Genomic DNA, 13,754 nt, shown 5'->3' with positions numbered 1-13,754 from the left:
AGAACAGGAGTCCATCAATCCGGTTACGGTGCTCGCAGCACCGCGCGCCTCGGGCGCACCGTCAGAGTGAGTCCTGCCCCGAGCACGGAGACGGCTGCGGCCGCTGCGAAGAGCAGCCAGAACCCGCCGACCAAGGCGACGAGCCCGGCGCCCAGGAGCGGGCCGATCAGCTGGCCGAGATTCGCGGAGCTGTTGACGAGGCTGAGGTCTCGGGCGTGGTCATCGGGGTCGAGCAGAAGGTCCGTGGCGAGTGCGAGGCTGACCGCCATATAGGCACCGTATCCGGCGCCCATGACTCCGGCCGCCACAGCGGTCATCGTGAAGCTGGGGCTGATGAGGATGATGATTCCGGAACAGGCCTGGACCAGTGCGGCGACGACCGTCCAGAGGCGTCGGCTGCCTCGTCTGTCCGTGACCATGCCGACGAGGATCGAGGCGGCCACGACGAAGACGGTGTAGATGACGATGAGGATGAGCAGACTGTTCTCGGCGTCGGCGGCGGGGATCATGATGCCGTAGAGGAGGAAGAACAGCAGCAGCGAGGTGCCGAAGGCATTGCCGACGTTGACGATGAAGCGGCTGATGAGCAGCCGTGTGAAGCTCGGATCGACGAGTGAGGACTCCCGTGGCCGGATGAGTTCGCGTCGGGCGTGGATCTCGAGCACGGCTGCGGGTGGCAGCGGCGGATCGGGCAGCAGCAGCGCAGTGACGGTGCCGACGACGAAGATGAACCCGGCGAGCACTATATAGGACGCGCCCGTGCTCAGGCCCAGCAGCACGATCGCGGCGACGCCGACGACGACTCCGACCGCCTGAGCAGAGCTGGCCGCGGCCGACGCCGCACCGCGTTGGTCATCGAGCTGGTCGGCGATGAGTGCGGTCAATGCCGACGATGCCACGGACACACCGACCGAGGTGACCACCCAGGCGGCGCCGACCCACAGCGGCCCTTCTGCACTGCCCGTGAGCACGAGGCCGAGTGCCGCGAGTACCGATCCCCCGATCGCCCAGGGGCGTCTTCTCCCGAAGCGGGAGCGCGTGCGGTCGGAGAGCCGACCTGCCATCGGTGCTGCGATGATCCCGGCCAAGCCTCCGGCCAAGAGCACGAGCCCGGACCAGACGACCCCGTCGATCCAGTGTCCGCTCTGAGTGTCGAGCTGCAGCGGCAGGAGAAGTTGGATGGGTGTCAGCTGAACCGTCCAGATCGCCAGCCAGGCGAGCGTGAACCACACCATCCACCCCACCGAGACTCGCGTTCGCGCGGCAGGTCCGCCTCGGCGAGGTGGAGGGCTGACCGCGCTCATGACCGAGCCGCGGCAATGAGATCCCGATACCAGCGGTAGGAGGCCTTCGGCGTCCGAGTTCCGGTCTCCATGTCGACGTGGACGAGGCCGAAGCGCTGGCTCCATCCATCGGCCCATTCGAAATTGTCCAACAGCGACCACACGGTGTGCCCGTCGATGCGCACACCTGCCGCCTTCGCATCAATGACCGCGCCGAGGTGGTCGCGCAGATAGTCGATCCGCTCGGAATCGACGATCTCCGCTTCCGTGGTGTCCGGTTCGGGGAACGATGCCCCGTTCTCGGTGATGATGATCGGCGGCAAGACCGACGCGTAGCGCTGAGCCATGTCGATGAGGAAATCGCGCATCGTATCCGGTCGGATCGGCCACATCGGACCGAACCCGGTCACCGGCGCTCCGGGAGTGGGCACCATCTCGAACGGCACCGGTCCGGCCGAGGCACGAACCGTGGTCGGGTTGTAGTAGTTGAAGCCGTAGACCTCGTTCGGTGCCGAGATGAGGTCCATATCGCCGTCCGCAATGGGCATTTCGACGCCGAAGGCACTGAGGTCTGGATAGGTTCCCAGAAGCAGCGGGTCGGTGAAGAGTCGATTGTGGATCGCGTCGAGCAGGCCCGCGGCGGCTTTGTCCTCGGCAGACTCTGAAACAGGAAGGATGAGACTGTGGTTGAACGTCGGTGCGGCCTGAACAGCGCCGTGCTCACGCAGAATGGGTGCGGCGATCCCGTGTGCCAACAACTGGTGGTGGACGGTGGGCAGGGATTCGAAGAGCAGAGTATGCCCAGGGGCCAACTCCCCCAAAGCGTAGCCCTGCAGCGATGTCGAAGCGGGTTCGTTGATCGTGTACCAGTGGCGGACACGATCGCCGAGGCGGTCAGCGACCACCGCCGCATAGTCGCCGAAACGGTAGGCGGTGTCGCTGTTGAGCCATCCGCCGTCCTTCTCGAGTGCGACCGGCAGGTCCCAGTGGTAGAGCGTCGGTTCCGGGGTGATCCCGGCGTCGAGCAATCCGTCGACGAGGCGGTCGTAGTAGTCGAGTCCGGCGTGGTTCACGGAGTCGTCGGTGCCGGCGTTCGGGATGACTCGGGACCAGGAGATGGAGAAGCGGTACCTATCGACGCCGAGCCCTGCAAGCAGTGCGATGTCCTCGTCGTACCGGTGGAAGCTGTCGGGTCCAGGTTCGGCAGTGCTGCCGTCGACGATGTTGCCCGGTGCGTCGACGAAATCATCCCAGATGCTGCGTCCGCGACCGACTGCGGTGCGTGCCCCTTCGACTTGGAAGGCGGCTGTGGCAGCGGAGAAGTGCATTCCAGCCAGTGCGTCGACGTTGCTCGGAAAATTGCCCACCATGAACCGAATATGCCACGGAAAGCGAACCGCAGCAAGGCTCCCACCAGTACAAATGGATTGGCTTGATACGAAGGGACCGACGGTGCGACACAGACCGCTCGTCAGAAGGTCCTATCAGACCAGATCGAATCGGTCGGATCGGTCACATCGCATTCAGTCGCTGTCTGTGGCAATCTCGGCCGATGCCCATATGAGCGGGATCTGCAGCGGCAGTCTCGCCAAGGCGATGGCCCGCCCCTTGGGATCGTTCCAGTGTTTGACCACTGTGTAGATGTTGGCAGGGAAGACGCCGACCATGAGCACCGCGGAAGCGGCACCCCCGAGGCGCCGTGTCCCTGTGTTGGCCATCAGTCCCGCACAACCGAGTTCAGCGATGCCGCTGGCGTAGGTCCAGAAGCGCGGGTGGCCCAGCCGAGGCGGGACGATGGAGTCGAAGAGCTCGGGCCGGGAGAAGTGGGCAACGCCGGCCAGGCCCAGAATGCCGGTCATGATCGCCGTCTTGGTTGTCATTCCGAGTCCGTCCTGGTGGAGCTTAGGGGAATCGAACCCCTGACCTTTTCATTGCGAACGAAACGCTCTACCAACTGAGCTAAAGCCCCTCTTCCGGTTTCAGCTTACGCCTGCTCCCGGCGTTCGACCAAAATCGCGCGGCCCCAGACGGGGATCGACCGGCACGGCCTGTCACCGGGGGCGGATCCGGTGGAGCCCCTTGATCTCGGCGGGTAGAGTCGAAAGAGAGTCCCCTCTACGAAAGGACCGACATTGGCAGAAGAATTCGGAACAGTCGTCATCGGCGCAGGCCTCGCAGGAGGCACCGTGGTCGAATCGCTGCGCGACGCCGGCTACACGGCGCAGATCGCTCTCGTCGGCGCCGATCCTGCAGCTCCGTACTACCGGCCGGACCTGTCGAAGAAGGTGATGATCGAAGGGTCGGATCCTGCCGATTCGGCGCTCCGAGGAGAAGACTGGTATCCCGCTCACGATGTGTCGACGTTCTTCGGCACCTCGGTGCCCTCCATCGACAGAGAAGCCCAAACGGTGGCCCTCGACGACGGACGAGAGCTGTCCTATGGGCAGGTGATCCTCGCGACCGGAGCGGTGCCCCGCACGTTCGATGTCCCCGGCGCCCAGCTGGGCAATATCCACACTCTCCGCGATGCCGGGGACGCAGTGGCCATCCGCTCGCAGTTCGGCGACGGCAAGAAGGTCGCGGTCATCGGCGGCGGCTGGATCGGCCTGGAGGTCGCGGCAGCGGCGAAGTCCCACGGCTGCGATGTCACGGTCGTCCTCCATACCGACGCTCCCCCGTTCTCCTCCGTCCTCGGACAGGAGCTCGGAGAGTACTTCGAGGATCTGCACCGAAAGAACGGAGTGAACTTCCTCAAGAACGCCGATACGACCGCGTTCACCGGTGGCTCCGCGGTCGAAGCCGTCGAGACGTCCGCGGGAAGCGTCCCCGCCGATCTCGTGGTGATCGGAATCGGCGCCGATCCCGCCATCGACCTGGCTTCCTCGGCGGGATTGTCGACCGAGAACGGAGTGATCGTCGACGAGCAGATGCGCACCTCGGACGGCAACGTGCTGGCAATCGGCGATATTGCGAATGCGCAGAACACTCTGCTCGGCGAACGTCTGCGCGTTGAGCACTGGGACAACTCTGTGCGCCAGGCCGAGGTCGCAGCCTCGACGATCAGCGGCGGAACCAAATCCTACGACTGGCAGCCGTACTTCTACACCGACCAGTTCGACCTCGGCATGGAATACGTCGGCCACGGCGCCCCCGAGGACGACGTCGTCATCCGCGGCGATAAGTCCAGCGGCGAGTTCATCGTCTTCTGGCACCGTGACGGCACGGTCACCGCGGCCATGAACGTCAATGTCTGGGACTACGGCGACGAACTCCGTGCGCTCATCGGTAAGGCCGTCACCGCCGATCGACTCGCAGACGAACAGGTGCCCGTCGGCGAACTCTGAATCGGGCTGACTCCGAGTCCGGCGGACTCCGAGCCGGACCGATCAGCCCTTGATCGATGACTCTGCGGGGTCGGTGATTCGAATGTCACCGGCCCCGCGGTATCTGTGCCTACTCTGGCATCCTGGTAGGCATGGATTCGCTCTTCGCCGATGAGGCTTTCGACCGCCGACCGAGAATCGTCGCACCCGGCGCGGTCTGGGTGCCGGGCTTCCTCAATGCCCAGGCACAGCAGTGGATCATCGCCCGCTACGCCGAATGGCAGTCGGGTCCGGTTCCACCCCATGCCACGACGATCGCCGGCCACCCGATGAGCGTGACGACGATCGGTCTCGGTTGGCATTGGCAGCCCGGGCGCTACGACCGGCGTGCCGTCGACGTCAACGACAAGGTGGTGCTGCCTTTTCCCGATTGGATGACCCGGTTGGGCCGACAGGTTCTGCAGTCGGCAGTTACGGTCGTCGAGGACTCCGCGGAGTTCGCCCCGGGAACCGCTGCCGCTTGGGGATTCGATCCTACGGCCTACCACCCGGATGTGGCGCTCGTGAACTACTACGACGAGCACGCGAAGATGGGCATGCACCAGGACAAGGACGAATTCGATCCCGCCCCCGTCGTCTCCCTGTCACTCGGCGATACGTGCCTCTTCCGGTTCGGGAACACCGAGACCCGCAACCGTCCCTTCGACGATCTGCGCCTGGCGTCGGGCGACGCCTTCGTCTTCGGAGGACCTGCCCGCTTCGCCTATCACGGGGTCCGATCGATCCAAGCGGGAACCGCACCGGATGCGGGACGGCTGGACCACCTCGGCGGTGGCAGGATCAACATCACGATGCGTACGACCGGACGGGACTGAGCGACGCGACCACGTGGCTGAGCGACCCACCACCGCGACAGCAACGGACCCGAGCAGCTGAACGTACCGAGCGAACGGCGCCCTCAGAGAACGGCGGACTCAGGATTCCTGCGCGTCTGGGTCGCCGTCGATGACGCCTTCGGGCGGCGCTGCGAGCCGATTCGGTGCCGTCTTGCGGAACACCGGCTGTCCGGACAGCACGGCTGACCTGGCCAAGGTGTTGCTCGCGACCGAGGACACGATGATCAGACACAGCACGGCGATGACTGCCATGATCAGCGAGGTCCAGGAGAACCCGGACGAGTACAAGTCGAATACGAAGGCCGCGATGACGATGAACGGCATGCCCAGCCCGGTGGCCGGAGAGAACACGTTGATCCGCGACAGTGCGTCGCGCACCCGGAACATCGCCAATGCGGAACCGAGCAGGAGCAGGGAACCCGTGATTCCGAAGATCCCGACGAGGGTCGTGGCCAGTGTTTCGTTCATCAGCGGTGCCCCCTCGTGAGGATGCGCGACAGGGCGATCGTGGCGAGGATCCCTACCATAGAGGACAGGAAGATCACGTCGAGGACGATCGACGAGGACACGGCGATGCCGAGCATCGTGACGATCGCGATGGACGAGAAGTAGATGAGGTCCGAGACCACCGCGCGTGAGCCCTGGTCGCGGGCGGTGAGCACGCGGATGAGGCCGATGATGATGGCAGCGGCGAGGATGACCGCGCAGATGGCGGCGATGACGATCATGAGCGTCCTCCCTGCGGATCGGCGTGTGGTCCCGGCGCCCGACCGCGGGTCATGGACAGCAGTCGCGACTCCATATCGATGAGTCCGTCGAGGGCGGATTCCTCCGACTCCTCGAACAGGGCGTGGACGAAGATCACCGGCGGAGTCATCGACGTGCCGGCGGCGATCGCTGTGACCAGTGTGCCGGGAGTGATGGTGATCGAGGATGCGAAGAGCGTGACTTCGAGGTCGGTGGCGCAGCGCATCGGCAGCTCGACGATCATCGGTTGGGCGTAGTCGCTGTGGAAGAGTCGGGCGACAATGGTCGCCGACCCAGTGATGATCGCCCAGACGATGAAGCCGACGTAGGAGATTCCGTGGATGAGGCGCATCACGGTGCCATCACCGCCTCGATGTAGTCGCTGTGGTCGAGCAGACCCTCGGCTGCCCGGTGCGTGAGGTCGAGCAGAGGCTCCGGGTAGCAGAAGAGCGCGACGGAGACACCGATCATGATCGTGGCGGGCACCAGCAGTCGGGCGGGAATGCGCACGCTGCGCATGATCGGTTCGGCCGGGGCGCGCCCGGTCTCAGCAGAGTCCGGACGGTACGTCTGCATCGGAGGTCCCCAGAAGGTGTTGCGCCAGGTGCGCTGAAGCGCCAGCAGGCTGATGAGTGCGCCTGCCACGACGGCTGAGACGAGGATCCAGCCGAAGCCGCCGCCGGTATCGGTGGACGCCCTGATGAGTCCGACCTTGCCCCACAGTCCCGAGGTCGGCGGCAGACCGACGAGGGAGAAGAGTCCGAGGATCATGAGGATGGTCGCCCACCGCTCGCGTGAGGCGAGCCCGGAGAGTTTGCGGAAGGAACCGGTGCCGTAGGTCTGTTCGACGGCGCCCATGATGAGCAGCAGACCCGCCATCGTGATCATATGGTGCATCATGTAGAACGCACCGGCACCGAGGGCCGCCGAAGTCAGCAGGGTGACGCCGATGAGAATGTGGCCGACGCCGGCGGTCATCTGGAATCCGAGCACATTGCGCACGCGCACCTGCCCGAATCCGGAGATCGCACCGATGAGGATGCTCGCCACCGCGACGATGAGGATGGCGACCGCCCACGGGGCGGGTTCACCGTAGACGGTGGTGTAGATGCGGTAGATCGCGTAGAGCCCGACTTTCGAATGCAGACCGGAGAACAGCGACATCATGCCCGCCGAGGTGTTCGGATAGCTGCGGACGAGCCACCCGTGGAAGGGCGCGCCGCCGGCCTTGATGAACAGTGACAGCATGACGACGCCCAGAGCAATCGCGGCCTGACCGGTCGGGCGTCCCTGATCGGCCAGAACGGCGAGGTTGACCGTGCCGGTGGCGCCGTAGACGAATCCCACGCCGATGAGCAGCATCGTCGAGGTCAGCAGGTTGACCATCACGTAGAGTCGCCCGATTCCGAGTCTGCGCCAGGTGCCGGTGACGGCGATGAGCGCATAGGCGGGCAGCATCATCACTTCGACGAAGACGAAGAAGTTGAACAGATCACCTGTCAGCAGCGCACCGTAGACACCGGTGAGCATCATCAGGATGAGTGCCGGGACGAACCGGTACTGGTCCTCTCCGGTGGTGACGAGGAACAGGCTGCTGACGAACGCGACCAAAGAGGTGAGGACGAGCATGAGCGCGGTGAACGTGTCCGAGACGAACACGATCGCCAGACCCGGCACATAGTCGCCGACCGAATGGGCGAGCACCGGAGTCGAGGCGTGCACCCCGAGCAGGGCGATGCCGCTGCCGCCGACCAGCATAGGTACAGCGAGCAGGAGCAGCCGGTCGAAGGTGCGTGAGGTGATGAGCACGCTCAGCGCGGAGGCCAGGAGCGGGATGCCGATGAGCAGGAGGAGCAGTGCGGAGTTCATGAGTCGCGCTCCTCCCCCGTCTCGGGATTGCGTTTCTGGTCATCGTCATGGCCGAGTACGGCCAGAGCGAGCATGAAGATCGTGACCGCCAAGGTGATGACGATGGCGGTGAGGACGAACGCCTGCGGCAGCGGGTCGGCCGCCTCGGCGAGGTCTCCGCGACCGGCGAGCGGCTCGCCTCTCCAGGCGCCGACTCCGGCCGACAGCAAGATGAAGTTCGCGGCGTGGGAGATGAGGGTGAGTCCGAAGACTCCCCGGACCATGGAGCGCTGCATCATGAGGTAGACGCCGCCGGCGGTGAGGACGCCGATCGTCAGTGCCAGGATCATGCTTCCTCCTCGTCTCCGTCGGCCGGTGGGTCCCCGTGGAGGATATGCGTCGAGTTCGCCCGCACCTTCGCTTCCTCGGACTTGTCGGCGCCGCGACGCCGGCTGCGTTCGGGGCGTTCGCCGCGGATGGCTTCCATCGGGCCGCTGAGCTCACCGTAGAGCAGCTCATCGGCCCGTTCGCGGGTGCGTTCGACGTCGCGGCGGATGATGCCGTTGGTGAGCACGTCGTCGCCGGCCGGCGTGGCCGCGGAGTCCGAGACGCCGAGGAGGTTGAACGAGAGCAGCATGAGGCCGAGCACCGCAAAGTAGACGCCGACGTCGAAGAGCATCGATGTCGTCCAGTGCTGACCGGCGAATTCGGTGTGCATCGGCTGGAGGAACGAACCGGCGAAGAGGAGGCCGATGATTCCCGTGACCACTGCTGTGGCGACTCCGGAGCCGATGAGGTACAGGGGCGCACGCGGCGGACCGATCGCCCGGTCCTTCGGCGTGGACAGGTAGGCCAGGCCGATGACGGCAGACCCGACGAGGGCGGCGATGAAGCCGCCTCCCGGGGAATTGTGGCCGCGCCAGAAGATCAGCAGCGAGCTCACCGCCAGCAGCGGGCCGAGGATCTTCAGGGTCAGCTGCAGAGGGATGACGTTCGGCCAGGCCTCGTGGACGGCACGATAGGCGGTGGTGCCTTTGGGGCGGATCGACACCCACGGCGGCCGCGGCGGCTCCGGGATGTTCTCGGCCGGCGGGTCGATGAACTTGTCCTTGACCGTCGACATCACCGCGACGATCGCGATTCCGGCCATGCCGAGGACGGTCAGCTCACCGAGGGTATCAAGGGCACGGAACTCGACGAGGATCGTGTTGACGATGTTCTTTCCGCCGCTGATCTCCGGGGCTTTGTCGAGGTAGTACAGGCCGAGGTCGGACCGTTCCCGACGACCGTTGAGCGCCAGAGTGAGTCCGGCCACGCTCGCCCCGACGATGATCGCGAGGATCAGCCGCGGTGTCTGCTTGCGCTTCGGGTACTTCCAGAACGACCGGGGCAGCTTCTGCAGCACGAGCATGATGACGATGATCGTCATCGCTTCGACGAGCAGCTGGGTCAGGGTGACGTCGGGGGCGCCGAGAGCCAGGATCTGCACGGTGGCGAGGATTCCGATGGCAGACAGCGCCACGACGGTGGTCAGTCGCGAATGCGAGGTGCACAGGACGAGCACCGCCACGGTGATGAGGATGAGCAGGATGAGGTCCACGGGGCGGTTGAGGTTCTCCTGCAGCGGTGGCAGACCGGCGAAGACGACGGGAATCGACCCGAGCGCGAGCACGCTCAGCCCGCCCAGGGACATCGCGAGATAGGGTCCGGAATTCATCGGACGGACGAAGGCGGAGAGTCCGTGCCCCAGCCTCTTCAGCCCTGCCGTCAGCCCGGCGATGACATCGGATCCGTCGAACGGCAGCGTGGCCTTGTGGAAAAAGACGAAGACGCGCGAACGGCGCAGGATGATGAGCACGCCGACGGCGATGATGAGGCCCGAAGCGAGCAGTTCGATGTTGAATCCGTGCCACAGCGCCAGATGCACTGGCTCCGTGGCCGTGGGCACCGCCGCCCGCACCACGTGGTCGAGCGGAGTGTCGAGGAGGAAGAGGACGAAGCTCAGCGGAATCGAGGTCAGGATCGGCAGGGCTGCGGCGATGAGCATGATGGGTGAACCGCGGTGGATGCAGCCCTCCTCGGGTTCGCGGCCGTCGATGAAGCTGCCCCAGACGGTCTTCGCACAGTAGGCGAAGGTGAGCACGGATGCGCCGACTGCCACCAGCAGGGTCACCCAACCCGCCCAGGGCCCGCCCGGAGTCTCCCCCAACGCGGTGAACAGGGCTTCCTTGGACACGAAGCCCAACAGCGGTGGAATCCCGGCCATGGACGCACAGCCGATGATCATCACCGTGAACGCCGCCGGGGCGGTGCGCATGAGCTTCGGAATCCGTGCCAGGTCGCGGGTGCCGGCGAGGTGGTCGACGACTCCGACCATCATGAACAGACCGGACTTGAACAGTGCGTGCGCGATGACGTGGAGAGTGGCGGCGGCGATCGCCGCCTCGGTGCCCACACCGATGACGGCGGTGATGAGGCCCAGCTGAGACACCGTCGAGTAGGCCATGAGCTTCTTCACGTCATGCTGATTGAGAGCGAACCAGCCGCCCAGGCAGGCGGTGAGCAGTCCCGCCGTCACAAGCAGAACGTTCCATGCCGGTGCGGCATGGAAGGTCGGAGAGAACCGGAGCATGAGGAAGATGCCGGCTTTGACGACGGCCGCGGCATGCAGATAGGCCGACACGGGGGTGGCTGCGGCCATCGCGTCGGGCAGCCAGGGGTGGAAGGGGAACTGAGCCGACTTCGTCATGGCTGCGATGCCGACGAGCAGAGCCACCAGCGTCGTGACCTCGGGCTGTCCCGCCCACACCGGCGAGCTGATCGCGTCGGCGAGGTTCGTCGTCCCGGTCACGGCGATGATCACTCCGGTGGCCACCAACAGGCTGAGGCCGCCGATGAACGTGAAGAACATCGTCCGCAGGGCCGGCGCCTGACCGGGTGATCCGGAACGGGCGATGAGGAAGAACGATGCCAGAGACGTCAGCTCCCAGCACACGAACAGCACGAGCACATCGTTGGTGAGCACGAGCGCGACCATGGAGAAGGTGAAGATCACCATCAGCCAGTAGAAGCTCGTGTTCCGTCCGGGGCTGAGGTAGCGGGTCGAATAGATGAACACGACCGCCCCGATGATCAGGGCGATATATGTGAAGACCACACCGATGCCGTCGGCCCGCAGCGCCAGGTCGACGCCGAAACTGGGAATCCACGGATACGACGTCTCCGGGTTGTTCCCGGCCATCACCTGTGCAGCGGTGGGGGTGAACAGCGCAGCCACACCCAGGTAGGCGATGGCGAGCGGCCAACCGCTCTCCCGACCTGCGAAACGGGTGAGGAGAGGAGTGAGAACGACAAGTGCGGCCAGAGCGATTAGCGTTAGGATCATGACCGGGCCTCAACGGCCGCGGGCACAGGTGATCGTTCCTTCACTCGCTGATCCTTCGTGCTCATTCTGACAGACACAGACTTTCGAAGTTTCAGACTATCGACTCGGAGTTCCATGAGCAAAAGCACAAAGAGCCTTCGCCCCTGCCCGAGGCTGTCGGTCTTCTTCGACGCACGCTTCACCCGCACGACCCATCACGATGGGATCTCCCGGTACGGTTCGTGTCTGCTTTCCGCCCTGCTGCGAGCCGTGGAGGGCACCGAGATCGACGTCACCGTGATCATCAGCGATCAGGCACAGCTGGCGCTGCTTCCCGAATGTTCGTGGGTTGAGCTGAACGATCCCACCTCGCCCGCCGAGGTGGCCATCGCCGGAAAGCTCAATGCGCTGGGAGCCGATGTCGTGTTCTCGACGATGCAGACGATGGGTTCGTTCGGTCGCAGGTACGGGCTCATCCTCACCATCCACGACCTCATCTACTACTCCCATCCGAAGCCGCCCGGCGACCTGCCGCTGCCGGTCCGACTGCTGTGGCGGGCGTATCACCTGAGCTTCGCCCCGCAGCGGCTGCTGCTCAACCGCGCCGATGCCGTCGCGGCTGTGTCCGAGACGACGAAGGACCTCATCGCCGCCCACCGTCTGACGGAACGTCCGGTGCAGGTGGTGTCCAACGCCGCCGAGGTGGCCGCCACCGCCACGCGGGCGGCGAACCGGCACGATGCGAAGTCCCTCATCTACATGGGTGCGTTCCTGCCGTACAAGAACGTCGAGTCCCTGATCCGATCTCTCGAGCATCTGCCGGGGTGGACCCTGCACATCGCCAGCCGCATCGATGGTCGGCGGGAAGCGCAGCTGCGTGCCCTCATCCCGGGCCGGGCCAAGGTCGTCTTCCACCGTGGAATCAGCGATGAGGAGTACGCCCGACTGCTGGACCAGTCGACGGCCCTGGTCACCGCCTCGCGCGAGGAAGGCTTCGGTCTGCCCGTCATCGAAGCGATGGCGCAGGGAGTGCCTGTGGCTGTTTCGGATATTCCGATCTTCCGGGAGATCGCTGCCGACGCGGCCGAGTACTTCGACCCGGAGGATCCGGAGTCGATCGCCGAGGCGGTCACCCGACTCACGGATGCCGAGAGGTGGGCGGAGCTGTCCGCAGCCGGTCAGCGTCAGTCCCAGGTCTTCGATTGGGCGAAGTCGGCCGACTCGCTCGTCGAACTCATCAGAGACGTTGCTGCGAAGCGGACGACAGGGTAGCTGAGTCCGCATTGGTGCGGACGATCACCTCAGCGGGAGATTGCGCCCCAGCTGCGCAGGATCCAGTTGTCGCCGGTGAATTCGAACTCTCCGTGACCGCAGTTCCCGAGAACGCCGAGTCGACCGGTTCCGGTCATCTCCATGAGGATCTCGGCCGCAGCGCGCAGCACCGCACCATGGGCAACGATCGCGATCGTCGACGCTTCCGCGGACTGCACGATATCGGTGATGGCGCCTGCGACTCGGCCGCCCGATTCGGTGCGGGACTCACCGCCGGGCGGTGCGATATCGGCACCGGAGGCCCATTCGGCGAGTTCGTTCGGCCAGGTCTCAGCAACCTCGGCGCGAGTGGAGCCCTCCCACTCACCGAAGGCGGTCTCTCGCAGCCTCCGGTCCCGGACAGGCTCGAGGCCGAGGAGCGTGGCCAGGCTGTCTGCGGTCGCAGCGGCGCGCGAGAGGTCGGAGGAGACGATGAGTTCGGGACCGAGCTCGGCGAGGCGCCGGGCGGCCTGTTCGGCCTGTGCCCGGCCCGTGTCGTTGAGGGGGACATCGGACTGCCCCTGGAATCGGCCGGCGACGTTGAAGTCCGTCTGCCCGTGCCGCCAGAACAGAACGGTCTTCGTCATTCGTTCGAGCCGGGTTCCGGCAGCTGCAGATCGATGACCGGGACGTCCTTCCACAGCCGCTCGAGAGCATAGTATTCGCGCTGTTCGGCAGAGAAGACGTGAACGACGATCTCTCCGAAGTCGAGCAGCACCCAGTCCCCTCCCCGGCCTTCTCGGCGCAGAGGGGTGCGGTCGTGGACGAGCTGGACCTCTTGTTCGATCGCGTCGATGACCGCACCGATCTGACGTTCGTTGTCGGCGGAGACGATGAGGAACGCGTCGGTGATGTAGAGCGTGGAGCTCACATCGAGGCCGATGATGTCGGTTCCGAGCTTCTCATCCGCGGCTTTGGCCGCGGTTCGAAGCAGCTGGGTGGATTCGGCGGTCTCGCTCACAAGATCCTTTCGCATGGATGC

General features: G+C 65.2%; 14 protein-coding genes and 1 tRNA gene. 3 read left to right on the top strand and 12 right to left on the bottom strand.

The annotated features are described in order from the left end of the window. Window positions 1–23: 23 nt before the first annotated feature. The 4 genes from GUY30_RS07900 to GUY30_RS07885 form a co-directional block, all read right to left on the bottom strand. A complete protein-coding gene (locus GUY30_RS07900) occupies window positions 24–1,409 on the bottom strand; it encodes an MFS transporter (RefSeq protein WP_323127779.1) in 1,386 nt (461 codons plus the stop codon). Beyond that, complete coding sequence (locus GUY30_RS07895) at window positions 1,301–2,653, bottom strand: GH1 family beta-glucosidase (protein WP_208091501.1); 1,353 nt, start codon at window positions 2,651–2,653, stop codon at window positions 1,301–1,303. Before GUY30_RS07895 ends, GUY30_RS07900 begins: the two co-directional genes overlap by 109 nt. 153 nt (window positions 2,654–2,806) lie before the next feature. Next, on the bottom strand, window positions 2,807–3,163 hold the full coding sequence (locus tag GUY30_RS07890) for a DoxX family protein (protein WP_167195915.1): 357 nt from the start codon (window positions 3,161–3,163) through the stop codon (window positions 2,807–2,809). A gap of 13 nt (window positions 3,164–3,176) precedes the next feature. After that, window positions 3,177–3,252: transfer RNA gene (locus GUY30_RS07885), tRNA-Ala, on the bottom strand. A 163-nt stretch (window positions 3,253–3,415) separates the two neighbouring features. On the opposite strand from GUY30_RS07885, the gene GUY30_RS07880 reads away from it, so the two are divergent. Together GUY30_RS07880 and GUY30_RS07875 are read left to right on the top strand one after the other, a co-directional pair. Next, window positions 3,416–4,627, top strand: a complete 1,212-nt coding sequence (locus tag GUY30_RS07880; RefSeq protein ID WP_167195912.1) for an NAD(P)/FAD-dependent oxidoreductase — start codon at window positions 3,416–3,418, stop codon at window positions 4,625–4,627. Window positions 4,628–4,758: 131 nt separating this feature from the next. Continuing rightward, complete coding sequence (locus tag GUY30_RS07875; protein ID WP_167195909.1) at window positions 4,759–5,481, top strand: alpha-ketoglutarate-dependent dioxygenase AlkB family protein; 723 nt, start codon at window positions 4,759–4,761, stop codon at window positions 5,479–5,481. 99 nt (window positions 5,482–5,580) lie between these two features. Here GUY30_RS07875 and GUY30_RS07870 read toward each other — a convergent pair whose 3' ends face one another. From GUY30_RS07870 to GUY30_RS07845, 6 genes are read right to left on the bottom strand one after another with little or no spacing between them, the layout of a single operon-like run. Then, window positions 5,581–5,970, bottom strand: a complete 390-nt coding sequence (locus GUY30_RS07870) for a cation:proton antiporter (RefSeq protein ID WP_167195906.1) — start codon at window positions 5,968–5,970, stop codon at window positions 5,581–5,583. After that, window positions 5,970–6,230, bottom strand: coding sequence for a monovalent cation/H+ antiporter complex subunit F (locus GUY30_RS07865; RefSeq protein ID WP_167195903.1), 261 nt, complete (start codon window positions 6,228–6,230; stop codon window positions 5,970–5,972). The genes GUY30_RS07870 and GUY30_RS07865 overlap by 1 nt, the downstream gene beginning before the upstream one ends. Beyond that, window positions 6,227–6,601, bottom strand: coding sequence for a Na+/H+ antiporter subunit E (locus GUY30_RS07860; protein WP_167200796.1), 375 nt, complete (start codon window positions 6,599–6,601; stop codon window positions 6,227–6,229). The genes GUY30_RS07865 and GUY30_RS07860 overlap by 4 nt, the downstream gene beginning before the upstream one ends. Continuing rightward, entirely contained in the window at window positions 6,601–8,118 is a 1,518-nt protein-coding gene (locus tag GUY30_RS07855; RefSeq protein ID WP_167195900.1) for a monovalent cation/H+ antiporter subunit D family protein, read from the bottom strand. The genes GUY30_RS07860 and GUY30_RS07855 overlap by 1 nt, the downstream gene beginning before the upstream one ends. Then, the gene (locus GUY30_RS07850; protein WP_039210769.1) at window positions 8,115–8,447 is read right to left on the bottom strand and encodes a sodium:proton antiporter; all 333 of its coding nucleotides are present in this window, start codon (window positions 8,445–8,447) and stop codon (window positions 8,115–8,117) included. Before GUY30_RS07850 ends, GUY30_RS07855 begins: the two co-directional genes overlap by 4 nt. Next, window positions 8,444–11,482 carry a DUF4040 family protein gene (locus GUY30_RS07845; protein ID WP_167195896.1) on the bottom strand — a complete coding sequence of 1,013 codons (3,039 nt, stop codon included), beginning with the start codon at window positions 11,480–11,482 and terminating at the stop codon, window positions 8,444–8,446. Before GUY30_RS07845 ends, GUY30_RS07850 begins: the two co-directional genes overlap by 4 nt. A gap of 114 nt (window positions 11,483–11,596) precedes the next feature. On the opposite strand from GUY30_RS07845, the gene GUY30_RS07840 reads away from it, so the two are divergent. Next, window positions 11,597–12,733 (top strand): glycosyltransferase family 4 protein, encoded by a 1,137-nt coding sequence (locus tag GUY30_RS07840; protein ID WP_228281808.1) that lies wholly within the window; start codon window positions 11,597–11,599, stop codon window positions 12,731–12,733. 29 nt (window positions 12,734–12,762) lie between these two features. On the opposite strand, the gene GUY30_RS07835 is transcribed toward GUY30_RS07840, so the two are convergent. Both GUY30_RS07835 and rsfS read right to left on the bottom strand, forming a co-directional pair. Continuing rightward, window positions 12,763–13,359, bottom strand: a complete 597-nt coding sequence (locus GUY30_RS07835; protein WP_167195893.1) for a histidine phosphatase family protein — start codon at window positions 13,357–13,359, stop codon at window positions 12,763–12,765. Beyond that, window positions 13,356–13,733 carry a ribosome silencing factor gene (gene rsfS, locus GUY30_RS07830; protein ID WP_228281807.1) on the bottom strand — a complete coding sequence of 126 codons (378 nt, stop codon included), beginning with the start codon at window positions 13,731–13,733 and terminating at the stop codon, window positions 13,356–13,358. Before rsfS ends, GUY30_RS07835 begins: the two co-directional genes overlap by 4 nt. Window positions 13,734–13,754 lie beyond the last annotated feature (21 nt).

It is taken from the genome of Brevibacterium pigmentatum, assembly GCF_011617465.1.
GTDB lineage: Bacteria > Actinomycetota > Actinomycetes > Actinomycetales > Brevibacteriaceae > Brevibacterium > Brevibacterium pigmentatum.
This window is presented reverse-complemented; position numbering and strand designations above follow the sequence as displayed.